The organism is Streptomyces sp. CLV115 (genome assembly GCF_038448545.1).
Lineage (GTDB): Bacteria > Actinomycetota > Actinomycetes > Streptomycetales > Streptomycetaceae > Streptomyces > Streptomyces sanglieri.
Window position 1 is genome coordinate 26,727 of the sequence record NZ_JBCEWQ010000033.1, and the last position, 24,768, is coordinate 51,494.

The following is a 24,768-nucleotide window of genomic DNA, read 5'->3' on the forward strand; positions in this document are numbered from 1 at the left end:
CGTCAGCCGTCCACCGGACGGCCGTCCTCCAGCTCCGCCGCACCGTCACCGGAGTCGAGCACGTCCAGCGCGGCCTTCAGGCGCAGCGCGAGCGGGCCGAGCAGATAGCGGCCGAACTCGGCGCGCTCGACCAGCTTCCAGGACAGCAGCTCCTCCTCCTGGAGCCGGATCGCCTTCAGCTGAGCCTCGTCCAGCACTCCGCCGTCGTACAGATACGCGGCGATCGGCGGGCGTCGGGAGCTGCGCGCCCAGTCGATGGCCAGCAGCCGCCCCGGCGCCAGATCGAGGCCGATCTCCTCGGCCGTCTCGCGTCGCGCGGCCTGCCGCGGGCTCTCGCCGTCGTCGGACTCGATCGTGCCGCCGGGCAGCGCCCAGCCGTCCCGGTAGTTCGGCTCGACGAGCAGCACTCGCCCCCGGCCGTCCCGGAACACGGTGGCCGCGGCGGCCAGCACCCGGGGGAGCCCCGCGATGTAGGAGGTGTAGTCAGTGGTGGTCACGCGGGCAGCGTAGTGGCAGGGGCGGGCCCGGACGAAGACGGCTCTGGGCAGCGGGTATCCGCTGCGGATAGGGTCGGGGGCGGCGCGACTGCCTGTTCGAAAGCAAGGGATGCAAGGTGGCGGACGGAGCAGTGATGGAGACCGCACGTGTGCTCGTCGCGGCGGACAAGTTCAAGGGCTCGCTCACGGCCGTACAGGTCGCGGAGCGGGTGACGGCCGGGCTGCGGCGGGTCGTCCCCGAGGTGCGGGTCGAGACCCTGCCCGTGGCGGACGGCGGCGACGGCACGGTGGCGGCGGCGGTGGCCGCCGGATTCGAGCGCCGCGAGGCGCGGGTGACCGGACCGCTCGGTGATCCGGTGACCGCGGCCTACGCGCTGCGCGGCACCACGGCGGTGGTGGAGATGGCCGAGGCATCGGGCCTCCAGCACCTGCCCGCAGGGGTGTTCGCCCCGCTCACGGCCACGACGTACGGTTCCGGCGAGTTGCTTGCCGCCGCACTCGACGCGGGCGCCCGGACGATCGTGTTCGGCGTCGGCGGCAGCGCCACGACGGACGGCGGCGCGGGCATGCTGGCCGCGCTGGGCGCCCGCTTCCTCGACGCGGACGGCAAGCCCGTGGGCCCGGGGGGCGGTGGGCTCGCCGAGCTGGCGGAGGCGGATCTGTCCGGCCTCGATCCGCGACTGGCCGGGGTGGACCTGATCCTCGCCAGCGACGTGGACAACCCGCTGACGGGGCCGAAGGGCGCCCCCGAGGTCTACGGCAGGCAGAAGGGCGCGACCGAGCAGGACATCGCGACGCTCGACGCCGCGCTCGCCCACTACGCGGCCGTCCTCGGCCCGGACCACGCCGCACTGCCCGGAGCGGGCGCGGCGGGCGGCATCGGCTACGGGGCGCTGGTCGCCCTCGGCGCCCGCTTCCGCCCCGGCATCGAGGTCATGCTCGACGTCCTCGGTTTCGCCCCGGCGCTGGCGCGCGCCACGCTGGTGATCACCGGGGAGGGCTCGCTCGACGAGCAGACCCTGCACGGCAAGGCCCCGGCCGGAGTGGCGGCGGCGGCCCGTGCCGCGGGGATCGAGGTCGTGGCGGTCTGCGGCCGCCTCGCCCTGTCGCCGCAGGCTCTGAGCGGGGCGGGCATCCGCCGCGCGTACGCCCTCGCGGACCTGGAACCGGACCCCGCGGTCTCGATGGCCCAGGCGGGGCCGCTGCTGGAGCGGGCGTCCGAGTCGATCGCGCGCGACTTCCTGGTCTAGGCGCTTTCGTTCGGATCGGGCCGGATCGGGGAGCGGTGTCCGGTGCCCTGCGTCGCAGGGCGGAGCCGAGAGCCCGGGGAGGAGCGTCGGCAACCGACGACAACGCGGCGAGGCGCGGCACCGGGGCGCGCGAGCCCGGCCCGATCCGAACGAGAGGCCCCGGCTCCGACGGTCTTCTCCGGTGGCCGGGGGCGCTGGTGCCACGCCCGGCCACCGGAGATCAGCCCGGCCGTCCCACGGAGGGGGTCGTGCCCTGACCGCCGCCGGTGTCCCGGCCGTCCCGGCTGCTCAGCAGATCGGCCAGGCTCTGGAGTTCGGTGGGCAGGTCCCGGCGCCAGGCCATCGTCACGAACGGCGCGAGAAGTATCATGCCGCCGTCCAGATGGGGCTTGACCGAGACGGTGACCGTCGTGCCCAGCCGGCCCGGACTCAGCCGGAACTCCAGCTCCGGGGAGTGACGGCCCAGCGGCGTCCACATGCCCGCACCGCGGAAGGCCAGGTACTCGACGGGGGTGCTCGCGGTGCACCGGAGGCGGTGCGCCCGTCGTCTGCCCGGAAACTTGCAGGTGTACTCGTCACCCAGTTCGGTGGTGATCGGGCCCTCTATCACCCGGTCTATGCTCGATGACCACTCGGCCAGGTTGCGCGGATCCCGGAGGAACGAGAAGACCTCGTCGGCGGGGCGGGACACATGGACATTCGCAGACACATGGGGCATGGCTCCACCTCTTACGGCGCCCGTACGCCCGAGTTCCGGCGTCCGGCAGCCCTTGTCGCGGTGCCGTCGCCCATCAGCCTGCCGCCGATCGGGGGGCGGCGCACCCGTCACAGGACCGATGGAGTGACTCAGAGGTCCTGACGGGTCACTTTCTCGGAGAGCTGCGTGCAGAGTCGCTTGATCTCGCGGTATGTGCGGCTCCGCTCGGTGACGACCGCCGCCAGCAGCAGGGCGGTGAGCGCGGTGGTGCCGTTGAACGCCTGGAGAGTGATCATGTTGGTGAGCAGGCTGTGGTGGGCGAAGGGGCCGGTCATCCGTCCGGCGGCGAGGATCGCGAGCGTGGACACTGCCAGCGCGCAGCAGGCGGCGCCGGCCCGCTCGAAGCGGAAGGCGGACCAGATCAGGAACGGGGAGACGAGGAAGAGCAGCGAGGCGCTGGTGTCGGTCGCCAGCAGGGTGACGCCCAGCGTGCAACCTCCCAGCGCGACGGCCTCCGCCCACCGCGCCGGGCTGACGCCGCGCGGCAGGCGGGCGTTGCGGACGACGAGCAGGAAGGGTGTCACGACCATGACGCCCATGGCGTCGCCCGTCCACCAGACCGACCAGGTCGGCCAGAACTCCTCGGGCGGGAGCGCCCCCGAGACGACCAGGGCGCCGGTGCCCACCGTCGCGCTGATCAGCATGCCCGCCAGCGCCCCGAGGAAGACCAGCGCCAGCGCGTCCCGCAGCCGGTCGAGTCCGTCACGGAACCCCGCACGCCGCAGCAGCAGGTACGAACAGATCGGGGCGACCGTGTTTCCGGCGGCGATGATCAGTACCGGCACCAGCGAGGGCCCGATGGTGATGTTGGCGGCGAGGGCGCCGAGGGCGATGCCGGGCCAGATCCGTACCCCGAGCACCAGCAGTGCCGCGACCGCGATCCCGGTCGGCGGCCACAGCGGGGTGACCTGGCCGCGCACCAGTTGCTGGAGCAGTCCCAGACGGGCTGTCGCGTAGTAGCAGGCCGCCACCGCGATGACCGTCAGAACTTCGACCGCGTGCTGTCGGAGCCGTGCTCTGTCCACCATTCCAGCATCGTGCACCGCGGCGCTGTGTGCCGCCGCAGGCGTACGGAGCCGGTGAACGCGATACGTCCCGCCCGCCGCCCCGGTCCGCGAACGGGTCAGGTCCCGTTCCCCGGCCCGGTCGCTTCCGGCGGACCGTCGTAGCGGACGACGAGCACGGCGGCGTCGTCCTCGTGACCGGTCAGGTCCGCGACCTGGAGCACCCGCGAGGCCAGCTCTCCGGGGTCGGCCCCGCCGGCCGAGGCCACCACCTCGGCCACCGCCGCGAGCCCCTCGTCGATCGGGTACGACGGCCCCTCCACGACCCCGTCGGTCAGCAGGACCAGATACCCGGGCTGGGCCAGCCGCCGGCGGGTCACGGGGTACCACTGCTCGTGCATGATGCCCAGGGGCACCCCGCCGTCGTCCTGGGAGATGCCGGAGTCGCCGTCGTCGGTGCCCCATACGATCGGCACGTGTCCGGCGCGGGCCACGAGCAGCTCGCCGCGCTGCGGGGCGATGCTCAGCAGGCAGCAGGTCGTGAAAAGGTCACCGCCCAGCGAGATCAGCAGATCGTTGGCGCAGGACAGCACCGTGCCGGGGTCGGTCGTGACGCTGGCGAGCGCTCTGAGGCTGGCACGGGCCTCACCCATGAAGGCGGCGGCCTCCACCCCGTGCCCCTGCACGTCGCCGATGGTGATCCCCGCGACCCCGTCCCGCATCGGGAAGGCGTCGTAGAAGTCGCCGCCGACAGCCATGCCGTCCTGCGAGGGCGAGTACCGGGCGCCGATCCTGATGCCCGGGAAGTCGGGCAGCTCGGTGGGGAGCATGTGGCGCTGCAGGGCCAGGCCCATTTCCGCCCGGGCGCGCTGGAGCCTGATGTTCTCCAGGGCCTGGTCGACAAGGCGCCCAAGGGTGAGGAGGAGCTCCTGGGTGTTGTCCGATGTATTGCGGTGTCGGTGCATGGCGTCCCCGCGCGGTGCGACGGGCTCCTTCTGAAACCTTAGCCCTCCTGCGGCCGTCCGCAGCAGTCACGTGGCCGGGACACGGAGCCCGCGGCGAACGGCCGGGCCGGTGCCCCGTGCCCACGGGGAGCCGTATTCGCGGCGGCCGGGCTCCGGGGCGCGCCTTCGCGCGGGAGGCCCTCGAAACCGGCCCACCACCGCTACTGGATGAACCGGGGGAGCCATCTGGCCCGGTACCCGGGATGGCCGGCGTGCTCCGCGGCCAGTTGCCGGACGGCGAAACCCAGCCCGACCGCCCGCCCGGACCGGAAGTCCTGGTCCGGGCGGTCGGTGTCCAGGCCGGCGACCTCCGCGTACTCGTCGAGGAGCACCCTGCTCGTCTCGATGCGGCGCATCGTGCGTGCGGGGTCCTGGAAGGCGATGTGCTGGTCGAAGCCGAGATTGCGCACGCTGAACGCGATGCCCCCGGAGCGGTCATGGACCTCGCCGGGCACGTCGGCCGGGCACCGCCAGCTGTCGCCGCCCGCCGCCTGCGCGATGCGCTCCTCCTCGGCGAGGCGTGCGCGCACGAAGTCGATCATGTCGGAGTTGTCTGTCATCGGGTTCCGAGTCCTTCATCATCAAGGCCTGGTTCCGGGGACGGCGCCCGCAAGCCGGTGGGGCCAAACATACTGGGCGGAGCGGGGCGGAAACGCGGAAGGACCCGGGTGCTGGGGAGCACCCGGGTCCTTCTGTGTGTCGTGCGTGCCGCTACGGCAGCTGTGCCGTCCGTGCCTCGCGCCGGTTGTCACGGAAGGTGTTCACCCGCCGGGCCGTCGCGAAGAGCGGGATGACCGCTCCCAGGACCACCTGGAGCGCGCAGCCGGTCTGGAGGAGCAGCTGCCCGCCGGGGGCGTCGAACGCCCACGCGGCGAGGAGCCCCATCGCGGCCACGATCCAGCTGAGCATCGCCACCGCGAGGACACCCCGCGGCTTCGGGTACTCGACCCGGCTGACCATCAGCCACGCCACTCCGACGATCGCGAGCAGCGTCGGCACGAAGGGCAGCTCCAGGAGCACGATCGAGACGACCGTGAGCGCTCCGAAGGGGCTCGGCATGCCCTGGAACATGCCGTCCTTCATGGTCACGCAGGAGAATCTCGCAAGCCTGAGCACCACCGCCAGCAGCACCACGATGGCCGCCAGCGCGGAGACCCGCTGGTGTGCGTCGTCCGCGACCATGCCGTACACGAGGACGAAGTACGCCGGGGCGAGCCCGAAGCTGATCAGGTCCGAGAGGTTGTCCAGCTCGGCCCCCATCGGCGAGGAGCGCAGCTTGCGTGCCACGAGCCCGTCGAAGAGGTCGAAGACGGCCGCCAGGAGCATCAGGATCACGGCGGTGGCAGCGGAGTGCCGGGCCATGCCGCTCTCGTCGCTGCCGGTGAGGTGCGGGATCAGGATTCCGGTGGTGGTGAAGTACACCGCCATGAATCCGCACGTCGCGTTACCGAGAGTCAGGGTGTCCGCTATCGACAGCCGCAGAGAGAGCGGCATGTCCTCGCCGGCGTCCTCCTCGGACTCGGCCTCGGGCACCCAGCCTGCCTGTGTGTCGGGATCAATCACGGTCAATTCGAGTCACCCCCGCGGTGGTGGCCTGGCCGACCTCGACCGCGACCTCGACACCTTCCGGAAGGTAGATGTCGACCCGTGAACCGAAGCGGATCAGGCCGATGCGCTCGCCCTGCTCCACCTTCGTGCCCTGCGGGAGGTACGGGACGATGCGCCGGGCGACCGCACCCGCGATCTGCACCATCTCGATGTCGCCGAGCTCGGTGTCGAAGTGCCAGACGACGCGCTCGTTGTTCTCGCTCTCCTTGTTGAATGCCGGAACGAACCCGCCGGGGACGTGCTCGACCGAGGTCACCGTGCCGGCCAGTGGCGCACGGTTGACGTGAACATTCAGCGGGCTCATGAAGATCGCGACGCGGGTGCGTCCGTCCTTCCACGGCATGATGCTCTGCACCACACCGTCGGCGGGCGAGATGACCCGGCCCTGGGCGATCTCGCGCTCGGGGTCGCGGAAGAACCACAGCATGCCCGCCGCGAGCGCGGTGGTGGGCACGGCGACCGCGGCCCAGCGCCCGGACCTGCGGGCCCGGGCGAGGCTGAGTGCCGCGGTGGCGACGGTCGGGAGGAGCCACGGCGAAGCTCCGCGCGCAAGGCGGACCCCGCCGCGTGGTGCAGAGGTTTGGCTGTCGGGCATGGATGACCTTCGTAGCGGATGATGCCGCGCTGGCAACGGGGGACGGCGGCTTTTCCGGCGATGTTATCGGTTGCGAGCAACAACTGGGCAAGCCAGCAGCCGAGTCGGACGGTGGGAAGGCACCGGCCGAGGGTGACAGGGTGTGATCTTCTTCGCGGCTAAATCGCCTCGAAAGGGACAATCACCCCTGGAACCGGTACTCCTCGAGGAGTCGGCGCCCGATGATCATTTTCTGGATCTCGGCGGTACCTTCACCGATAAGCAGCATCGGGGCCTCCCGGTAGAGGCGCTCGATCTCGTACTCCTTGGAGAAGCCGTAACCGCCGTGGATACGGAAGGCGTCCTCGACGACTTCCTTGCAGTACTCGGAGGCGAGGTACTTCGCCATCCCTGCCTCCAGGTCGTTTCGTTCCCCGGAGTCCTTTTTGCGCGCTGCGTTTACCATCATCGCATGGGCGGCTTCCACCTTGGTGGCCATTTCGGCCAGCTTGAACTGGATCGCCTGGTGCTGGGCGATGGGCTTTCCGAAGGTCTGGCGCTGCTGGGCGTAGGAAACGCCCAGTTCGAATGCACGCTGCGCGACACCGCAGCCACGCGCCGCCACATTCACCCGGCCGACCTCTACTCCGTCCATCATTTGGTAAAACCCTCGGCCGGTGGTGCCCCCCAGAACACGATTGGCCGGAATTCGTAGTCCGTCCATGATGAGTTCGGTCGTGTCGACACCCTTGTAACCCATTTTGTCGATCTTGCCGGGAATGGTGAGGCCGGGCCGGACCTCGCCGAAGCCCGGCTCCTTCTCGACCAGGAACGTGGTCATCGACTTGTGCGGGGCGGTCCCCTCGGGGTGGCCTTCGTCACTCCGGCACAGGACGGCGACGAGCGAGGACGTGCCACCGTTCGTCAGCCACATCTTCTGGCCGTCGAGTACGTACTCCTCGCCGTCCCTGACGCCCTTGGAGCTGATCGCCGAGACGTCCGAGCCCAGCGCCGGCTCCGACATCGAGAACGCGCCCCGGACCTCGCCCAGCGCCATTCGCGGCAGGAACGTGTCCTTCTGCTCCTGGGTGCCGTGCTGCTTGAGCATGTACGCCACGATGAAGTGCGTGTTGATGATTCCCGACACGCTCATCCAGCCGCGGGCGATTTCCTCCACGCAGAGCGCGTATGTGAGAAGCGACTCACCCAGGCCCCCGTACTCCTCGGGGATCATCAGCCCGAACAGGCCGAGTTCCTTGAGTCCCTCGACGATCTCCGTGGGGTACTCGTCACGGTGTTCCAGCTGGGTCGCGACCGGAATGATCTCCTTGTCGACGAAATCCCGGACCGTGGAGAGGATTTCCTGCTGGACGTCGCTGAGGCCGGCGGTCCGGGCGAGTCGCGTCATGGCTACTTCTCCACGTTCTTCTGCGAAGGCTGGTTCAACTCGGGGCGGCCGGGCTGCTCGCCGCCGCGCTCCTTGATGTAGGTCTCGGTGGGGACCATCACCTTGCGACGGAACACGCAGACGAGCGTCCCGTCATGCTTGTAGCCCCTGGTCTCCACGTAAACGATTCCGCGGTCGCTCCTGGACTTTGACGGAGTCTTGTCGAGAACGGTCGTCTCGCCGTAGATCGTGTCGCCGTGGAAGGTCGGCGCGACATGCTTCAGCGACTCGACCTCAAGATTGGCGATCGCCTTTCCCGAGACATCCGGAACGGACATGCCGAGCAACAGCGAGTAGATGTAGTTGCCGACGACAACGTTCTTTCCGAAATCGGTGGTCCGCTCCGCGTAGTTGCTGTCCATGTGCAACGGGTGATGATTCATGGTCAGCAGACAGAAGAGGTGGTCGTCGTACTCGGTGACCGTCTTTCCGGGCCAGTGCTTGTAGACAGCACCGACCTCGAATTCCTCGTATGTGCGTCCGAACTGCATGGTCAGGCCTCCGGCGCTTCGAACTTGGAGGTGCGCTGCATGCCGGCCGCGCGGCCCTTGCCCGCGACGACCAGGGCCATCTTGCGGCTCGCCTCGTCGATCATCTCGTCGCCCAGCATCGCCGAGCCCTTCTTGCCGCCTTCCTCGGAGGTGCACCACTCGTACGCGTCGAGGATCAGCTCGGCGTGGTCGTAGTCCTCCTGCGAGGGCGAGAACACCTCGTTGGCCGCGTCGACCTGACCCGGGTGCAGTACCCACTTGCCGTCGAAGCCCAGCGCCGCCGCCCGGCCCGCGACCTCGCGGTAGGCGTCCACGTCACGGATCTGCAGGAAGGGGCCGTCGATCGCCTGGAGGTCGTGGGTGCGCGCCGCCATCAGAATGCGCATCAGGATGTAGTGGTACGCGTCCGCGCCGTAGCCGGGCGGCTGCTGACCGACGACCAGGGTCTTCATGTTGATCGAGGCCATGAAGTCGGCCGGGCCGAAGATCAGCGTCTCCAGACGCGGCGAGGCGGCGGCGATGTCGTCGATGTTGACGAGGCCCTTGGCGTTCTCGATCTGCGCCTCGATGCCGATCCTCCCGACCTCGAAGCCCATCGTCTTCTCGATCTGGGTCAGCAGCAGGTCCAGGGCGACGACCTGCTGGGCGTCCTGGACCTTGGGCAGCATGATGCAGTCGAGGTTCTGGCCGGCGCCCTCGACGACCGTGATGACGTCGCGGTACGTCCAGTGCGTGGTCCAGTCGTTGACCCGCACGACCCGGGTCTTGCCCGTCCAGTCGCCGTTGTTCAGCGCGTCGACGATGGTGTGCCGGGCCCCCTCCTTGGCGAGCGGCGCGCAGGCGTCCTCCAGATCGAGGAAGACCTGGTCGGCCGGGAGGCCCTGGGCCTTCTCCAGGAACCGCGGGTTCGAGCCGGGCACGGCCAGGCACGAACGGCGCGGACGCAGGCGGGAGGTGCCGTCCCGCAGGGACGTCTCTTGAGGGTGGTGGTGGGAGACGGGCGGGCGGTTGACGGCAGTCATGCGGGGACCTCCAGAGGGTCGAGCTTGTTCGCTTTCCGGATCTCGTCGACGATACGGCCGATGATCTCCGTGATACCGAAATCCTTCGGGGTGAATACGGCGGCGACACCGGCCGCGATCAGGGCCGACGCGTCGGCGGGCGGAATGATCCCGCCCGCGATGACCGGGATGTCGGCGGCGCCCGCCTCGCGCAGCCGGGTGAGCACGTCCGGCACGAGTTCGGCGTGCGAGCCGGACAGGATCGACAGACCGACGCAGTGCACGTCCTCCGCGAGAGCGGCCGAGACGATCTGTTCGGGGGTCAGCCTGATCCCCTGGTAGACGACCTCGAAACCGGCGTCACGGGCCCGTACGGCGATCTGCTCGGCGCCGTTGGAGTGCCCGTCCAGCCCCGGCTTGCCGACCAGCAGCCGCAGCCGCCCGGCGCCCAGGTCGGCCGCGGTCCGGGCGACCTTCTCGCGGACCAGGGCCAGCGGGGTGCCCGCCTCGGCGGTCACCGCGACCGGCGCGGACGAGACGCCCGTCGGGGCCCGGAACTCGCCGAAGACGTCGCGCAGCGCCCAGGACCACTCGCCGGTGGTGACACCCGCGCGGGCGCACTCCACGGTCGCTTCCATCATGTTGCCGGTGCCCGCAGCGGCCTTCTTCAGCGCGGCCAGCGCCTCGGTGGCGCGGGCCTCGTCGCGGTTGTCGCGCCAGTCGTGCAGGGCGGCGACGACCTTGGCCTCGTTGGCGGGATCGACCGTCATGATCGCCCCGTCGAGGTCCGCGGTGAGCGGGTTCGGCTCGGTCGTCTCGTAGATGTTGACGCCGACGATCCGCTCCTCGCCGCCCTCGATCCGGGCCCGGCGGGCGGCGTGCGAGGAGACCAGCTCGGACTTCAGATAGCCGGACTCGACGGCCGCCATGGCGCCGCCCATCCGCTCGATCCGGCCGATCTCGGCGAGCGACTCGGCGACCAGCTCGTCCACCTTGGCCTCGACGACGTGCGACCCGGCGAAGATGTCCTCGTACTCCAGCAGATCGCTCTCGTGCGCGAGCACCTGCTGGATGCGGAGCGACCACTGCTGGTCCCAGGGCCTCGGGAGCCCCAGCGCCTCGTTCCAGGCCGGCAGCTGCACGGCGCGGGCGCGGGCGTCCTTGGAGAGCGTGACGGCCAGCATCTCCAGGACGATGCGCTGGACGTTGTTCTCCGGCTGCGCCTCGGTCAGCCCGAGGGAGTTGACCTGGACGCCGTAGCGGAAGCGCCGCTGCTTGGGGTTCTCGATGCCGTAGCGCTCGCGCGTGACACGGTCCCAGATGCGGCCGAAGGCGCGCATCTTGCACATCTCCTCGATGAAACGGACGCCCGCGTTCACGAAGAAGGAGATCCGCGCGACCACATCGCCGAACTTCTCCTCGGGCACCTGTCCGGAGTCACGGACCGCGTCGAGCACGGCGATCGCCGTCGACATGGCGTACGCGATCTCCTGGACCGGAGTGGCCCCCGCCTCCTGCAGGTGGTAGCTGCAGATGTTGATCGGGTTCCACTTCGGGATGCGGTTGACCGTGTACGTGATCATGTCGGTGGTCAGCCGCAGCGAGGGGCCGGGCGGGAAGACGTGCGTCCCGCGCGAGAGGTACTCCTTGACGATGTCGTTCTGCGTGGTGCCCTGGAGCTTCGTGGGATCGGCGCCCTGCTCCTCGGCGACCACCTGGTAGAGCGCCAGCAGCCACATCGCGGTGGCGTTGATCGTCATCGAGGTGTTCATCTGCTCCAGGGGGATGTCCTGGAACAGCCGGCGCATGTCACCGAGGTGCGACACCGGCACGCCGACCCGGCCGACCTCGCCGCGGGCGAGGATGTGGTCGGGGTCGTAACCGGTCTGCGTCGGCAGGTCGAAGGCGACCGAAAGGCCGGTCTGGCCCTTGGCGAGGTTGCGCCGGTAGAGCTCGTTGGACGCCTCCGCGGTCGAGTGACCGGCATACGTCCGCATGAGCCACGGGCGGTCCTTCTGACGGCCGGTCATGTCAGATGTTCCTGAACCGGTTGATGGCGTCGATGTGCTGCTCGCGCAGCTCCTCGTCGCGCACACCCAGGCCCTCGGTGGGCGCCAGGGCCAGCACGCCGACCTTGCCCTGATGGAGGTTGCGGTGCACGTCGTACGCGGCCTGGCCGGTGTCCTCCAGGGAGTAGACCTTCGACAGCGTCGGGTGGATCTTCCCCTTGGCGACCAGCCGGTTGGCCTCCCACGCCTCGCGGTAGTTGGCGAAGTGCGAGCCCACGATCCTCTTCAGCGACATCCACAGGTAGCGGTTGTCGTACTCGTGGTTGTAGCCGGAGGTGGAGGCGCAGGTGACGATCGTGCCGCCCTTGCGGGTCACGTACACCGAGGCGCCGAAGGTCTCCCGGCCCGGGTGCTCGAAGACGATGTCCACGTCCTCGCCGCCGGTGAGTTCACGGATGCGCTTGCCGAACCGCTTCCACTCGCGCGGGTCCTGGTTGTGCTCGTCCTTCCAGAACTTGTAGCCCTCGGCGGTGCGGTCGATGATCGCCTCGGCGCCCATCCGCCGGCAGATGTCGGCCTTCTGCTCGCTGGAGACGACACAGATCGGGTTGGCGCCGCCGGCCAGGGCGAACTGCGTGGCGTACGAGCCGAGTCCGCCGCTGGCACCCCAGATCAGCACGTTGTCGCCCTGCTTCATGCCCGCGCCGTTGCGCGAGACGAGCTGGCGGTACGCGGTGGAGTTGACCAGGCCCGGAGCCGCGGCCTCCTCCCAGCTCAGGTGCTGCGGCTTCGGCATCAGCTGGTTGGACTTGACGAGCGCGATCTCCGCCAGCCCGCCGAAGTTGGTCTCGAATCCCCAGATGCGCTGCTCGGGGTCGAGCATCGTGTCGTTGTGGCCGTCCGAGGACTCCAGTTCGACCGAGAGGCAGTGGGCGACGACCTCGTCGCCGGGGTGCCAGGCGTTGACACCGGGACCGGTGCGCAGGACGACACCCGCCAGGTCCGAACCGATGACGTGGTACGGCAGGTCGTGGCGCCTGGTGAGCTCGCTGAGCTTTCCGTAGCGCTCCAGGAAGCCGAAGGTGGCCATCGGCTCGAAGATCGAGGTCCAGACGGAGTTGTAGTTCACCGAGCTCGCCATGACGGCCACCAGGGCCTCTCCGGGCCCGAGTTCGGGCACCGGGACCTCGTCGAGGTGCAGCGACTTGCGGGGGTCCTTGTCGCGGGTGGCGAGGCCGTCGAACATCGCGGTCTCGTCCTTGTGCACGGTCACCGCGCGGTACGACTCGGGGATGGACAGGGCCGCGAAGTCCGCGGTTGTGCTGTCCGGCGATTGGATCGCGTCCAGGATTTCCTTCACGGGGTGCCTCCGGCGGATGGGGGCGCTGAGGGAACGCTTGCGATCCCTGCGAGCAGGAGAGGGAACGGTGAGAGGGTGCTGCCGTCGGTTCGGCTGTCAAAGCTTCGGCTTGCTCTGTGGAGCAGAAGGTTTTGCCTGTGACGCAGGCGTCCGGGCGCGCAGGCGAATCGCTTGCGGGGACAGCCGGCGTACGTGAGTTCGCAGCACGCCGGCCGCCCGGACACCTTCAACGTATGGCACTCCGTGACACCTGGCAAGGCACTCGGTGCCAACAATTTCTCTCACTTGTCACCCGCCGGGCACGTATGAGCAGCGTGGAGGGTGTTTCACAGTGATGTGCCCGGTAATGAACCGCGAATGATCGATCAGCGCGACCGGTACACGTAGGGGGTCGTGGTGCTCAGGGCGAGGAATCCGAGCCGCCGCAGGATCGGGGCGCTCATGTCGGAGGCGTCGACCTGAAGGTATCCGTAGCCGCGCTCCGCCGCGATCCGGGCGCGGAAGGCCACCAGCGCCCGGTAGATGCCCCTCCCGCGCCACTGTTCGACCGTGCCGCCGCCCCAGAGCCCCGCGAAGCCCGTGCCCCGGTACAGCTCCATCCGGGCCGAGCTGACCGGCTCGTCGCCCACCATGGCGAGGACACCGACGAATCCGTCCGGGTCCTCGGCCAGCCGGGCCAGCACCTGATGCCGCAGCCGCGACCAGTCGGAGCCGAACGCCCGCTCATGGGCGCGGGCCATCAGCTCCACGTCGTCCGCGTCCCGCACGACGCGCAGCCGTACGCCCTCGGGGAGCGCCACCCGGGTCGAGAGCTCCGCGACCGGGGCGACCAGCAGGGTCTCCGGCTCCTCCGCCTCGAAACCGGCCGCCGACAGCCGCCGGGCCAGATCGGCGGGCCGGTCGTGCGCGTACAGCTTCCACTCGAATTCGCCGTGCCCCAGAGCCGTGTAGTGCGCCACCTGTTCGGCGATCACCGCGTCCGCCCGGGCCGGACCGAGGTCCGGGGCCGACCAGACGACCCCGTTCCAGTCGTCGGCCGCGCCGACCTGCCGTACGACGTCTCCGGTGCGTTCGACCCGGCCCCCGGGGGCGTCGGGGCGGGCGTGCTCGCGCATCTCGCGGTCGAACAGGGCCAGAAGCGCTTCATGTCCAGGATTCATCCGCCCACCACAACACCGGTGCGTGGGAGCGGCAACCAGATTTCGGCGCGGACCGGGGCGGGGGCGTGCCGCCCCGCCCGTACCCGTTCAGCGGTCCTGGAGCGCCTGCTGGATCGTGCGCATCACTTCGTCGAGCGGTGCGTCGGTACGCGCCACGGCGACCAGCACCTCGCCCTGGGACGTCACCGAGGCGGCCGGCTGCTTCGCGGGCTCGGCGCCGACGGTCCGGCCGGCCCCGATGCCGGACCCGAAGGTGTCCCGGACGATCGAGAAGGCGTGGTCGAGCTGCGCCTCCACATCGCCCTCGCCGTCCGCCCGCAGCCAGCGGCGCAGCACATGGTTGTGCGCGGTGACCACGGCCGAGGCCGCGACCTCCGCCAGCAGCGGGTCGTCGTTGCCGACATGGTGGTCGCGCTCGTCGAAGTGGCCCAGCAGATAGCGGGTGAACAGCCGCTCGTAGCGGGCCACCGAGGCGATCTCCGCCTGGCGCAGGGTGGGGACCTCGCGGGTCAGTTTGTAACGGGCCACGGAGACCGCGGGCTTCGCCGCGTACATCTTCATGACTTCCTTGATGCCGCGGCATACGGTGTCGAGGGGGTGCTCGTGCGCCGGGGCGGCATTGAGGACGGCCTCGGCCCTGACGAGGGTGTCGTCGTGGTCCGGGAAGATCGCCTCTTCCTTGGAACGGAAGTGCCGGAAGAAGGTCCGCCGGGCGACTCCGGCGGCGCCCGCGATCTCGTCGACCGTGGTCGCCTCGTACCCCTTCGTGGCGAAGAGTTCCATCGCCGCGGCGGCCAGCTCGCGGCGCATCTTGAGCCGTTGGGCGGCGGCGCGCGTGCCTGCGGCACTTTCCTGGGCGTCGGGCGCGGCGGAGACACGGGAGGACCTGGCGGGCTGGGACATGGTGTGAACGTACTGCATCGGGCCGGGGGAGTGCTCCCGTGGGGGCGGGCCGCCCGAGGGATCGAGCAGCCCGCCCCAACCGCCCCTGGCCTCGAAGGACCCGTCAGCGGGCTTCGCGGTGCCGCGGCGCCGGGCCCGGTCAGCGCCGGGCATATTCGCGGAAGCCGCGCCCCGTCTTGCGGCCGAGGCAGCCGGCGGCCACCAGGTGTTCGAGCAGCGGCGCCGGAGCGAGGCCCGGGTCGCGGAACTCGCTGTGCAGCACCTTCTCGATGGCCAGCGAGACATCGAGACCGACGACGTCGAGCAGCTCGAACGGGCCCATCGGGTAGCCGCCGCCCAGCTTCATCGCGGCGTCGATGTCGTCGATGGTCGTGTAGTGCTCCTCGACCATCTTGATCGCGTTGTTGAGGTACGGGAACAGCAGCGCGTTCACGATGAACCCGGCCCGGTCCCCGCAGTCCACCGGGTGCTTGCGGACCTTGCCGCACACCTCGCGGACCGTGGCGTGCACATCGTCGGCGGTGAGCACCGTACGGACCACCTCGACCAGCTTCATCGCCGGCGCCGGGTTGAAGAAGTGCATCCCGATCACGTCCTCGGGACGCGAGGTGGCCCGCGCGATCGCCACCACCGGCAGCGACGAGGTGGTGGTGGCGAGGACGGCGCCCGGCCTGCAGACCTTGTCCATGGTCCCGAACAGCTGCTGCTTGACCGCCAGGTCCTCGGCGACGGCCTCCACCGCGAGGTCGACGTCGGCGAAGGCGTCCAGCGAACCGGCCGCGGTGATCCGGGCCAGCGCCGCGTCCCGCGCCTCGGCCGTCAGCCGCCCCTTGGTGACCGAACGCTCCAGGGACTTGGCGATCCGGCCCTTGGCGATGTCCGCCTTCTCCTGGCCGCGGGCGGCCAACACCACGTCGTACCCGGCCTTCGCGAAGACCTCGGCGATCCCCGAGGCCATCGTCCCGGAACCCGCGACGCCCACTGAGCGCACCGTGCGCCCGGCCGCCGCCGCCCCGTCGTCCCGCGGCGTCAGCGCGTCCGGCACCACGGTCCGGCTGCCGGGCCCCTCGTACGTGTAGAAGCCGCGGCCCGACTTGCGGCCGGTCAGCCCCGCCTCGCTCAGCTGCCTGAGCACGGGCGCCGGGGCGTGCAGCCGGTCGCGCGACTCGGCGTACATCGCCTCCAGGACGGTACGGGCGGTGTCGATCCCGATCAGGTCGAGCAGGGCGAGCGGTCCCATAGGCAGACCGCAGCCGAGCTTCATCGCCGCGTCGATGTCCTCCCGGGAGGCGTAACCGGCCTCGTACATCGCGGCGGCCTGGTTGAGGTAGCCGAACAGCAGCCCGTCGGCGACGAAGCCCGGCCGGTCGCCGACCGCGACCGGCTGCTTGCCCAGGCTGCGGGCGAGCGCCGTGACCGCCTCGACGGCCGGCGGCGCGGTCAGCACCGAGGAGACCACCTCGACCAGCTTCATCGCCGGCGCCGGGTTGAAGAAGTGCAGGCCGAGCACCCGCTCCGGGTGCAGCGACTCGGCGGCCAGCCGGGTCACCGACAGGGCGTTGGTGCCGGTCGCCAGGATCGCGGTGGGGGAGACGATCGCGTCGAGCTCCCGGAAGACCTGCTGCTTGATCTCGTACGACTCGGGCACGACCTCGATGACCAGCTCCGCCTCCGCGGCGGCCTGGAGGTCGGCGAACGTACGGAACCGGGCGAGGACGTCGCTCCGCTCCTCCTCGGTGATCCGATCGCGCCGCACGGCGCGGGCGGTGGCGGATTCCAGGGCGGCGACGGCCCGGCGGGCGGCCGCGTCACTGGTGTCGATGCCGATGACCTCGTGGCCGGCGCGGGCCAGGACCTCGGCGATGCCGGTGCCCATGGTGCCGAGACCGACGACGGCAATGGTGCTGAGCGGGGTGTCCATCACGGGACTCCAGACAATGAGTGACGACTGTGAGGAGGCACGGCGCGCACTGGAAGAGGGGGAACCGGCGCGACACGTGCGGGAATTGCGTGTCGTGGTACTCGGGGCCGTCGGCGCGATGAACGCACCCGGACCCGGAAAGGGGCGACGGACTCTGTCCCAAAGTCACGTCTGGCACAACTGCCGAACCGACAAGCACTCCGGGTGGCTGCGTCACCAGGCCACCGGAGCAAGCGGGGATGATGTCCCGCTCACATGAGATTAACTGCCCGGTAACGAGCGCGCCAGCCCCCAGTCGTTGTGCCCCGTGCCACATTTCCCCCGCCCCTCGATACGCAGAGTCCCCGCCGATACGCTGACGGTCATGGACGAGGAGTTCCGGTCGCTGGCGGACCGGCTTGCTGACGAGGCGGAAGCGGCGGGGGAGTCGGCGCAGTGCCGAGGACTGCTCGCCACCGAGGACGAGGAGGAACTGGCCCGGGTCCTGGTGGAGCGCGAACGCCCGCTCTGGGCCCGCGAGATCGCCGCCTTCCGGCTCGGCTGCGGCGGGGACCGACGGGCCTTCGAGGCGCTGGTCCTGCTGCTCAACCACCGCGACCCGGAGCGCTGCGTCTCGGCCGCCCACGCCCTGGCGCTCCTCGGCGACCCCCGTACGCCCCGGGCCGCGGCGGCCCTGGCGACCAATACCCTGCGCACCGCGTACGCGCTGCACCCGGTACGGCTGCTCACCGCGTTGCGGGCCCCGGAGTCCGTACCGGCGCTGATGAGCACCCTGGAGCCGCTGCTCGCGCCCGGCGATCCGCACTGGCGGGTGGCGCTGGCCTGTGTGGAGGGGCTCGGGCAGCTGGGGGACGAGCGGGCCCGCCCGCTCCTGGAGGCGGCGCTGCCGCACCCGAGACTGGGTGGCGCCGCGCGCGACGCGCTCGGCCGGCTGGACGCGCCCTGAGCGGCCGCCGGGGTCAGCGGGCCTCGGGGCCGCCGAGAGCGCGTACGTAGCGGACCTCGGGCACCAGGGCACCGTCCGCCTCGAAGGACTCCTCGGCGCCGTCGGGGCGGAAGCCCGCGCGTTCGTAGAAGCGGCGGGCCGGGGCGTTCTCCTTCAGCACCCACAGCGCCAGGTCCGGGAAGCCGGCGGCCGCGGTGCGGCCGAGTATCTCGGTCATCAGGGCGCGGCCCGCCCCGGTGCCGATCTGTTCGGGCGTCACGTAGAGCGCGTACAGCTCGCCCCGTGCGACCGGCCCGCCCGTCTCCCGGGACGGGCCGTAGCAGCCCCAGCCGATCACTCCGGCGCCCGGCCGTTCGGCCACCAGGTTCACGATCGTGGTCCCCCGGGCGAAGGACGCCCGCCGTCGCTCCGTGTCGTCGGCGACGGCGAGTGCCATCTCGTCCAGATACGACTGCGGCACCAGCCCCGCGTACGCGCTCTGCCAGCCGCGTGCCCGGATCCGGGTGACCGTCTCGCAGTCGTCGACGGTCATGTCCCGGACCCGGATCCCGGCAGGTGTGGCTTCTGTCGTCATACGGGCCATCCTGGCGCATCCGTCAGGACGGCCCGTGCCCGGACCGGGGGCGTCAGCCGCGGAAGCCGAGCAGCCCGTGCAGGACGCCGCCCCTGCTGCCCGAGCCGGTACGCGGGGCCGACTTGGCCGCCGCCTCGCCGGTCAGCGGTTGCGGGTCGGGGGACTTGGCGCACACCGCGTCCGCGTCGGCCCGGCTGCCCTCGCCGCGTGGGACGGTGCCCTTGGCGAGGTAGTCCGCCAGATAGGTGTCCAGGCAGTCGTTGCCGCTCAGCGTGATGCCGTGGTTGCCGCCGCCCTGTTCGACGACCAGGCTGGAACCGCGCAGCCTGCGGTGCAGGGTGACCCCGCCCTCGTAGGGTGTGGCGGCGTCGTCGGTGGCCTGGAAGAGCAGCACCGGAGGCAGCGCGCTGTTGGAGACGCGTACCGGATTCAGCGGCTCCACCGGCCAGTCGGCGCACGGGGCGTTGTACCAGTTGTTGTTCCAGGTGAAGAACGGCGCCTTGGCGTGCACCCGACGGCTGTCGCCGCGCCAGGTGGTCCACTGCCGGGGCCACTGGACGTCGCGGCACTGCACGGCCGTGTAGACCGAATACCCGTTGTCGCCCGCGGCGTCGACCGCGCCGAACTTCTTGTACGCCTTCACCAGCGCCTTCTCGTCGCCGTCGTTCGCGTACGAGGCGAACGCCTCGGCCAGCAGCGGCCAGTACCCGTTGTAGTAGCCGCCCGGCAGGAAGGTGTCCTCCAGCTCGCTCGGGCCGACCTTCCCGCCGGCCGGACGCGTCCGGACGGCCTCGCGCATCGCGTACCAGGCGGCCTCGACCTTCGCGGGGTCGCTGCCGAGCCGGTACGTGGAGTCGTGCTTCGCCACCCAGGCGGCGAAGGCCTTGTGGCGGGCGTCGAAGGCGTAGTCCTGGCTGATGTTGTCGTCGTACCAGACGCCGTCCGGGTCCACGTTCGAGTCGAGCACGAAGCGTCGCACCCGGTCCGGGAACAGCTTCGCGTACACGGCGCCGAGGTAGGTGCCGTAGGAGTAGCCGAAGTAGTTGACCTGCCGGGAGCCGGTGGCCCGCCGGATCACATCGAGGTCCTTCGCGGCGCTGACCGTGTCCATGTACGGCAGCAGCCCCGGGTACTTGCGCCCGCACGCCTCGGCGAACGAACGGGCCCGGTTCCGGTTGGCCTGCTCGACACCGGGCGAGCCGGGCACCGAGTCGGGGCGCAGCGGGTCGAAGTACTTGGGCACGCAGTCCAGCGCCGGCCGGCTCTTTCCGACACCGCGCGGGTCGAAGCCGATCACGTCGTACTGCGAGGCGATCGCCCTGGGCAGCGAGGACGCCACGAACCCGGCCATCGACAGACCGCTGCCGCCGGGGCCGCCCGGGTTGACGAGCAGGGGGCCCTGGAAGGTCTTCGAAGTGTGCGGGATGCGGGACAGGGCGAGGGTGATCCGCCGGCCCGACGGGTCGTCATGGTCGAGCGGGGTACTGACCGATGAGCACTGCAGCCGCGGATGCGACTTGGTGCCGCAGTCGGTCCATTCGAGCTGTGCGGCGGCGGCGGGCCGTGCACCGTTGTCGGCGGCCGCCGGGGACGGTGCGGCGGTCACCAGACCGGCGACCGTCGCACCGACGGCGAACAGAACTCCAGAACGTTTCGTCATATGGCCTCCCGTGGTGGGGGAAACACGGCTGCGCGTGGCGCAGCCCCCGCCGCATGCTCCCCGCATTCGCACCAGGAAGGACCTGTTGTGTGGAGAGTTGACCCGTTTGCCGGTGTTGTTCCGCCAGGATCTCCGTCACGGTGCCCGCGGATCAGAGCAGGGTCAGCTGTGTGGCCCCGGGGGCGTCCGGCGGCGAGGGCCGCTCCTTGCGTGAGGGGAGCCGCCGGGCGGTGCCGCGGTGCGAGGGGCCGATGCCGAACTCGGCCGCCAGCTCGTGGACGTACCGGGTGATGCGGCGCTGGTACCACTTGGGCGCGTAGGCGCCCTCGGCGTACAACCGCTCGTACCGCCGCACCAGATGGGGGTGGTGGTCGCCGAGCCACTGCATGTACCACTCCCGGGCGCCGGGCCGCAGATGGAGGACGAGCGGGGTCACCGAGGTCGCCCCGGCGGCGGCGATCGCCCGGACCGTGGCGCGCAGCTGGTCCGGGTGATCGCCGAGGAACGGGACGACCGGGGCCATCAGCACGCCGCAGTCGATACCGTTCTCGCTCAGCGTGCGGACGGCGTCCAGGCGACGAGGCGGGGACGGGGTGCCCGGCTCGACGGTGCGCCACAGTGCCTCGTCGACGAAGCCGACCGAGACGCAGACGCCGACGTCGGTGACCTCGGCGGCCTGCCGCAGCAGTTCCAGATCGCGCAGGATCAGTGTCCCCTTGGTCAGGATCGAGAACGGGTTCGCGTGATCGCGCAGCGCCGAGATGATGCCGGGCATCAGCCGGTACCGGCCCTCGGCGCGCTGGTAGCAGTCGACGTTGGTGCCCATCGCGATGTGCGCGCCGTGCCAGCGGCTGGACGCCAGCTGTGCGCGGAGCAGCTCCGGGGCGTTGATCTTGACGACGATCTGGGAGTCGAAGCCGAGGCCGGTGTCGAGGTCCAGATAGCTGTGGGTCTTGCGGGCGAAGCAGTAGACACAGGCGTGCGAGCAGCCGCGGTACGGGTTGACCGTCCATTCGAACGGCATCCGCGATGCGCCCGGCACCCGGTTCACGATCGAACGGGCCCGGATCTCGTGGAAGGTGATGCCCCGGAATTCGGGGGTGTCAAAGGTGCGCGTGGTCACCGCGTCGGCGGTGAAGAGCGCGCTGTTCCCGGTCGTGGCGGGGTTCTCGACCAGATTGTCCCAGCGCATGGACGCCTCCTCGGTAGTACTGGACAGAGAATAGAACACTTGTTCCCTTGATCGTTTTCTCCCCTTCGTACCGGGCCGGATTTTGAGCGGAGTGTCCGAGGTGATTGGCTCAGCACACCCCCGAACAACCGAGTGCTGGAGGAACAGCCATGGCGCAGGTCGAGGCCACGACAGAGCGAGTCATCGCGGCGGACGCGGAGACGGTGTTCGACGCGCTGGCCGACTACAAGGAGGTCCGGGGCAAGGTGCTGCCCGGACACTTCAGCGAGTACGAGGTGCGCGAGGGCGGTGACGGCGAGGGCACCCTCGTCCACTGGAAGCTCCAGGCCACCAGCAAGCGGGTGCGCGACTGCCTGCTGGAGGTCACCGAGCCCACCGACGGACAGCTCGTGGAGAAGGACCGCAACTCCTCGATGGTCACCACCTGGACCGTCACCCCGGCCGGCGAGGGCCGGTCGAAGGCCGTCGTCTCGACCGTCTGGAACGGTGCCGGCGGCATCGGCGGATTCTTCGAGAAGACCTTCGCGCCCAAGGGGCTCGGGCGGATCTACGACGAGCTGCTGCAGAATCTCGCCACCGAGGTCGAGAAGTAGCCCTCTTCGTGCTTGACCGGCCTCACCGGTTCGGGTGGTTTTCACGGCCCGCCGGTTGTGCGCCGTAGTGGCTCCCACCGGGAACTAAGCACCTGAGTGCGCCTCCGGCGCCCCTCCCGTCGCGTTTGCCCTCCGTTGTTGCGCAATGCAGAAATGGGCGGCGCAGACGCGACGAGGGGAGCGGCACGTGGTGGGTGGGATCACTCTGTTGGAGGAGGAGCCGGGCGGCGCGGAGACCGCCGGAACGGCCGCCGCACCGCCCTCGCCGCCTTCCGTCGAGGCCGGACCGGCACCGGCTCCCGCCCCGTACGGCGAACCGGAGACGGACCGCCGTCGCATCCGGATGATCTTCATCGGGCTGATGCTCACGCTGCTGCTCGCGGCGCTCGACCAGATGATCGTCGCCACCGCGCTGCCCAAGATCGTCGGCGAGCTGCACGGCCTGGAGAAGATGTCCTGGGCCGTCACCGCGTACCTGCTCGCCTCCACCATCGGACTGCCGATCTACGGAAAGCTCGGCGACCTCTTCGGCCGCAAGGGCGTCTTCCAGTTCGCCATCGTCGTCTTCGTCATCGGTTCCGCGCTCGCCGGCTGGTCCCGCACCATGGACGAGCTGATCGCCTTCCGCGCCGTCCAGGGCATCGGCGGCGGCGGGCTGATGATCGGGGTCCAGGCGATCATCGCGGACGTCGTGCCGCCCAGGGAACGCGGCCGGTTCATGGGCCTCATCGGTGCCGCGTTCGGCCTCGCGTCCGTGGCGGGCCCGCTGCTCGGCGGCTTCTTCACCGACCACGCGTCCTGGCGCTGGTGCTTCTACATCAACGTCCCGTTCGGCCTGGCCACGCTCGCCGTCATCACCGTCGTGCTGAAACTCCCCAGGCCCACCGTCCGGCCCCGCCTCGACGTGCTGGGCGCGCTGCTGCTCGCGGCCGCCTCCACCTGCCTGGTGCTGCTGACGAGCTGGGGCGGCACGGAGTACGCGTGGGGCTCGCGCACCATCCTGGGGCTGGGGGCCGGGGCCGTCGCAACGACCCTGCTGTTCCTGGTGGTCGAGCACCGGGCCGCCGAACCCATCATTCCGCTGCGGTTGTTCCGTGACTCGATCTTCAACGTCACCGCGCTCGTCGGGGCGATCGTCGGGGTCGGGCTGTTCGGCGCCGCCAGCTATCTGCCGACCTTCCTCCAGATGGTCGACGGCGCCACGGCCACGGAGTCCGGGCTGCTGATGCTCCCGATGATGGGCGGCATCGTCATCGCGTCGGTCGTCTCCGGCCAGCTGATCTCCCGCACCGGGCGCTACCGGATCCACCCGATCCTCGGCAGCGGCATCTCGGTGGTCGGGATGTGGCTGCTCTCCCGCCTCGAAACCGACACCCCGCACCTCGAACACAGCATCGCGCAGGCCGTGCTCGGCATCGGGATCGGGCTGATCATGCCGGTCCTGGTGCTCGCCGTGCAGAACTCCGTCGCGCCCGCCGACATCGGCTCCGCCACCAGTGCCAACAACTACTTCCGGCAGATCGGCGGCAGCGTCGGAGCCGCCGTCTTCGGGACGCTCTTCGCCGGGCGCCTCGCGGACGCGCTCGCCGTCCGCCTGCCGTCCGGCGCCGACCTCCCCGACCCCGAGTCGATCACCCCGCAGCTGGTCCACGCCATGGAGCCCGCGCTGCGCGACAGCTACATCCAGGCATACGCCGACGCGATGCCGCGGATCTTCCTCTACCTCGTGCCGGTGCTCGCGCTCGGCCTGTTCTTCGCCTTCTTCCTCAAGGAGAAACCGCTGGTGTCCCACCACAGCCCCGAAAGCGCCGCCGAGTCCGTGACCGTTCCGGCCGCCCGCACCACCACGACCCCCACGGGCACCGAGGCCGCCGCGCCGCCGTCCGTCCACCTCCCGGGCGTACCGGTGTGCGGGAGCGTCCAGCACCCCGACGGTACGAAGGTCCCGCGCGCCGCCCTCACCCTCATCGACGTCCAGGGCCAGCAGGTCGGACGGGGCGCGAGCGGCGACGACGGGCGGTACGCGCTGAGCGTGCCGGGCGCCGGTTCGTACGTGCTCATCGCCGCCGCCGGCGGCCACCAGCCGCAGGCCGTCAGTGTCACCGTGGGCGAACGGCCCGTCGAGCTCGACGTGGTGCTCGGCGGGGCCGGGCGGCTCGCCGGGACGGTCGTCACCGCCGACGGCATCCCGGTCCGCGACGCCGCCGTCACCCTCACCGACGTCCGCGGCGAGGTCGTCGCGTCGACCCGGAGCGGCCGCGAAGGCGGCTATGTGATCTCGGAGCTGGTGGCCGGGGAGTACACCCTCGCCGCCAGTGCCCCGGCCTTCCGGCCCGCCGCGCTGCCGGTGAGCGTGCAGGCGGCCAGGGAGACCCGGCAGGACGTCGAACTCGCCGGCGGCGCGGTGCTGCGCGGCATCGTACGGGCCGGCGGCGGACGGCCCGTCGAGGACGCCCGGGTCACCCTCCTGGACGCGGCCGGCAATGTGGTCGACACCCTCACCACGGGCCCCGACGGGGCGTTCCGCTTCGTGGACCTGTCCACCGGCGAGTACACCGTGATCGCGGCCGGGTATCCGCCGGTGGCCACCGTGCTCCAGGTGGCGGGCGGCGGACGCACCGAACGCGACCTCCAACTGGGCCACGAGGACTGAGCGTCCGGAGCGAGGACGGGCCGGCCGGCGGCTTTCCGGGGCCGGCCCGTACCTGTGGCCCGCCGCTGTGTGCGCGTCCCGGTGCGCCGGGCGCACAACCCACCGGGCCGATTCCGCCGATGCCCGGCGGACGCCGGTCACGGAGCCGTACCGTGGAGTCACTG

22 protein-coding genes are annotated in these 24,768 nt (G+C 70.7%); 4 read left to right on the forward strand and 18 right to left on the reverse strand.

Going from position 1 to position 24,768, the window contains the following annotated elements:
• Positions 1-2: 2 nt before the first annotated feature.
• Entirely contained in the window at positions 3-497 is a 495-nt protein-coding gene (locus AADR41_RS14600; RefSeq protein WP_342281812.1) for an NUDIX hydrolase, read from the reverse strand.
• Positions 498-631: 134 nt separating this feature from the next.
• Between AADR41_RS14600 and AADR41_RS14605 the strand changes: the two genes are divergently transcribed.
• Positions 632-1,747, forward strand: coding sequence for a glycerate kinase (locus AADR41_RS14605; RefSeq protein ID WP_342281813.1), 1,116 nt, complete (start codon positions 632-634; stop codon positions 1,745-1,747).
• 220 nt (positions 1,748-1,967) lie between these two features.
• Here AADR41_RS14605 and AADR41_RS14610 read toward each other — a convergent pair whose 3' ends face one another.
• The 14 genes from AADR41_RS14610 to AADR41_RS14675 form a co-directional block, all read right to left on the reverse strand.
• Entirely contained in the window at positions 1,968-2,465 is a 498-nt protein-coding gene (locus AADR41_RS14610) for an SRPBCC family protein (protein ID WP_342281814.1), read from the reverse strand.
• Between the two features lie 128 nt (positions 2,466-2,593).
• Positions 2,594-3,532 carry an MASE1 domain-containing protein gene (locus tag AADR41_RS14615; RefSeq protein WP_342281815.1) on the reverse strand — a complete coding sequence of 313 codons (939 nt, stop codon included), beginning with the start codon at positions 3,530-3,532 and terminating at the stop codon, positions 2,594-2,596.
• 95 nt (positions 3,533-3,627) lie between these two features.
• A complete protein-coding gene (locus AADR41_RS14620; protein WP_342281816.1) occupies positions 3,628-4,473 on the reverse strand; it encodes a PP2C family protein-serine/threonine phosphatase in 846 nt (281 codons plus the stop codon).
• Between the two features lie 200 nt (positions 4,474-4,673).
• Positions 4,674-5,072: a DUF6221 family protein gene (locus AADR41_RS14625; RefSeq protein ID WP_259929501.1), complete on the reverse strand. Its 399-nt coding sequence runs from the start codon at positions 5,070-5,072 to the stop codon at positions 4,674-4,676.
• A gap of 151 nt (positions 5,073-5,223) precedes the next feature.
• On the reverse strand, positions 5,224-6,045 hold the full coding sequence (gene pssA, locus AADR41_RS14630; protein ID WP_371094961.1) for a CDP-diacylglycerol--serine O-phosphatidyltransferase: 822 nt from the start codon (positions 6,043-6,045) through the stop codon (positions 5,224-5,226).
• 22 nt (positions 6,046-6,067) lie between these two features.
• A complete protein-coding gene (locus AADR41_RS14635) occupies positions 6,068-6,715 on the reverse strand; it encodes a phosphatidylserine decarboxylase (RefSeq protein ID WP_342281817.1) in 648 nt (215 codons plus the stop codon).
• Between the two features lie 181 nt (positions 6,716-6,896).
• Positions 6,897-8,102, reverse strand: coding sequence for an acyl-CoA dehydrogenase family protein (locus AADR41_RS14640; protein WP_342281818.1), 1,206 nt, complete (start codon positions 8,100-8,102; stop codon positions 6,897-6,899).
• 2 nt (positions 8,103-8,104) lie between these two features.
• Positions 8,105-8,632, reverse strand: a complete 528-nt coding sequence (locus AADR41_RS14645) for a MaoC family dehydratase (RefSeq protein WP_342281819.1) — start codon at positions 8,630-8,632, stop codon at positions 8,105-8,107.
• 2 nt (positions 8,633-8,634) lie between these two features.
• The gene (locus AADR41_RS14650; RefSeq protein ID WP_342281820.1) at positions 8,635-9,654 is read right to left on the reverse strand and encodes an HpcH/HpaI aldolase/citrate lyase family protein; all 1,020 of its coding nucleotides are present in this window, start codon (positions 9,652-9,654) and stop codon (positions 8,635-8,637) included.
• On the reverse strand, positions 9,651-11,663 hold the full coding sequence (locus AADR41_RS14655; protein ID WP_342281821.1) for a protein meaA: 2,013 nt from the start codon (positions 11,661-11,663) through the stop codon (positions 9,651-9,653). Before AADR41_RS14655 ends, AADR41_RS14650 begins: the two co-directional genes overlap by 4 nt.
• Position 11,664: 1 nt before the next feature.
• A complete protein-coding gene (gene ccrA, locus AADR41_RS14660) occupies positions 11,665-13,002 on the reverse strand; it encodes a crotonyl-CoA carboxylase/reductase (protein WP_342281822.1) in 1,338 nt (445 codons plus the stop codon).
• Positions 13,003-13,367: 365 nt separating this feature from the next.
• Positions 13,368-14,162, reverse strand: a complete 795-nt coding sequence (locus tag AADR41_RS14665; RefSeq protein ID WP_342281823.1) for a GNAT family N-acetyltransferase — start codon at positions 14,160-14,162, stop codon at positions 13,368-13,370.
• Positions 14,163-14,249: 87 nt separating this feature from the next.
• On the reverse strand, positions 14,250-15,065 hold the full coding sequence (locus AADR41_RS14670; protein WP_342281824.1) for a TetR family transcriptional regulator: 816 nt from the start codon (positions 15,063-15,065) through the stop codon (positions 14,250-14,252).
• A gap of 139 nt (positions 15,066-15,204) precedes the next feature.
• A complete protein-coding gene (locus AADR41_RS14675) occupies positions 15,205-16,986 on the reverse strand; it encodes a 3-hydroxyacyl-CoA dehydrogenase family protein (protein ID WP_342281825.1) in 1,782 nt (593 codons plus the stop codon).
• 364 nt (positions 16,987-17,350) lie between these two features.
• Between AADR41_RS14675 and AADR41_RS14680 the strand changes: the two genes are divergently transcribed.
• The gene (locus AADR41_RS14680) at positions 17,351-17,932 is read left to right on the forward strand and encodes a HEAT repeat domain-containing protein (protein WP_342281826.1); all 582 of its coding nucleotides are present in this window, start codon (positions 17,351-17,353) and stop codon (positions 17,930-17,932) included.
• Positions 17,933-17,945: 13 nt separating this feature from the next.
• Here the strand turns inward: AADR41_RS14680 and AADR41_RS14685 are convergent, their stop codons facing one another.
• The 3 genes from AADR41_RS14685 to AADR41_RS14695 all read right to left on the reverse strand — a co-directional run bounded on the left by AADR41_RS14685 (position 17,946) and on the right by AADR41_RS14695 (position 21,358).
• On the reverse strand, positions 17,946-18,515 hold the full coding sequence (locus AADR41_RS14685; RefSeq protein WP_446751041.1) for an N-acetyltransferase family protein: 570 nt from the start codon (positions 18,513-18,515) through the stop codon (positions 17,946-17,948).
• Positions 18,516-18,558: 43 nt separating this feature from the next.
• Entirely contained in the window at positions 18,559-20,166 is a 1,608-nt protein-coding gene (locus AADR41_RS14690) for an alpha/beta hydrolase (protein WP_342281828.1), read from the reverse strand.
• Between the two features lie 151 nt (positions 20,167-20,317).
• The gene (locus AADR41_RS14695; protein WP_342281829.1) at positions 20,318-21,358 is read right to left on the reverse strand and encodes an Rv2578c family radical SAM protein; all 1,041 of its coding nucleotides are present in this window, start codon (positions 21,356-21,358) and stop codon (positions 20,318-20,320) included.
• Positions 21,359-21,507: 149 nt separating this feature from the next.
• Between AADR41_RS14695 and AADR41_RS14700 the strand changes: the two genes are divergently transcribed.
• Together AADR41_RS14700 and AADR41_RS14705 are read left to right on the forward strand one after the other, a co-directional pair.
• Positions 21,508-21,951, forward strand: coding sequence for an SRPBCC family protein (locus tag AADR41_RS14700; protein WP_124721496.1), 444 nt, complete (start codon positions 21,508-21,510; stop codon positions 21,949-21,951).
• Positions 21,952-22,138: 187 nt separating this feature from the next.
• Positions 22,139-24,604 (forward strand): MFS transporter, encoded by a 2,466-nt coding sequence (locus AADR41_RS14705; protein WP_342281830.1) that lies wholly within the window; start codon positions 22,139-22,141, stop codon positions 24,602-24,604.
• Positions 24,605-24,768: the final 164 nt, after the last annotated feature.

Bases quoted from the DNA above. Each gene is read 5' to 3' on its own strand.
- AADR41_RS14605 (WP_342281813.1), top strand. From the start codon at position 632: ATGGAGACCGCACGTGTGCTCGTCGCGGCGGACAAGTTCAAGGGCTCG.
- AADR41_RS14700 (WP_124721496.1), top strand. From the start codon at position 21,508: ATGGCGCAGGTCGAGGCCACGACAGAGCGAGTCATCGCGGCGGACGCG.
- AADR41_RS14655 (WP_342281821.1), bottom strand. From the start codon at position 11,663: ATGACCGGCCGTCAGAAGGACCGCCCGTGGCTCATGCGGACGTATGCC.
- AADR41_RS14625 (WP_259929501.1), bottom strand. From the start codon at position 5,072: ATGACAGACAACTCCGACATGATCGACTTCGTGCGCGCACGCCTCGCC.
- AADR41_RS14695 (WP_342281829.1), bottom strand. From the start codon at position 21,358: ATGCGCTGGGACAATCTGGTCGAGAACCCCGCCACGACCGGGAACAGC.
- AADR41_RS14670 (WP_342281824.1), bottom strand. From the start codon at position 15,065: ATGTCCCAGCCCGCCAGGTCCTCCCGTGTCTCCGCCGCGCCCGACGCC.
- AADR41_RS14635 (WP_342281817.1), bottom strand. From the start codon at position 6,715: ATGCCCGACAGCCAAACCTCTGCACCACGCGGCGGGGTCCGCCTTGCG.
- AADR41_RS14650 (WP_342281820.1), bottom strand. From the start codon at position 9,654: ATGACTGCCGTCAACCGCCCGCCCGTCTCCCACCACCACCCTCAAGAG.
- AADR41_RS14665 (WP_342281823.1), bottom strand. From the start codon at position 14,162: ATGAATCCTGGACATGAAGCGCTTCTGGCCCTGTTCGACCGCGAGATG.
- AADR41_RS14645 (WP_342281819.1), bottom strand. From the start codon at position 8,632: ATGCAGTTCGGACGCACATACGAGGAATTCGAGGTCGGTGCTGTCTAC.
- AADR41_RS14675 (WP_342281825.1), bottom strand. From the start codon at position 16,986: ATGGACACCCCGCTCAGCACCATTGCCGTCGTCGGTCTCGGCACCATG.
- AADR41_RS14685 (WP_446751041.1), bottom strand. From the start codon at position 18,515: ATGGCCCGTATGACGACAGAAGCCACACCTGCCGGGATCCGGGTCCGG.
- AADR41_RS14620 (WP_342281816.1), bottom strand. From the start codon at position 4,473: ATGCACCGACACCGCAATACATCGGACAACACCCAGGAGCTCCTCCTC.
- AADR41_RS14640 (WP_342281818.1), bottom strand. From the start codon at position 8,102: ATGACGCGACTCGCCCGGACCGCCGGCCTCAGCGACGTCCAGCAGGAA.
- AADR41_RS14610 (WP_342281814.1), bottom strand. From the start codon at position 2,465: ATGCCCCATGTGTCTGCGAATGTCCATGTGTCCCGCCCCGCCGACGAG.
- AADR41_RS14680 (WP_342281826.1), top strand. From the start codon at position 17,351: ATGGACGAGGAGTTCCGGTCGCTGGCGGACCGGCTTGCTGACGAGGCG.
- AADR41_RS14690 (WP_342281828.1), bottom strand. From the start codon at position 20,166: ATGACGAAACGTTCTGGAGTTCTGTTCGCCGTCGGTGCGACGGTCGCC.
- AADR41_RS14615 (WP_342281815.1), bottom strand. From the start codon at position 3,532: ATGGTGGACAGAGCACGGCTCCGACAGCACGCGGTCGAAGTTCTGACG.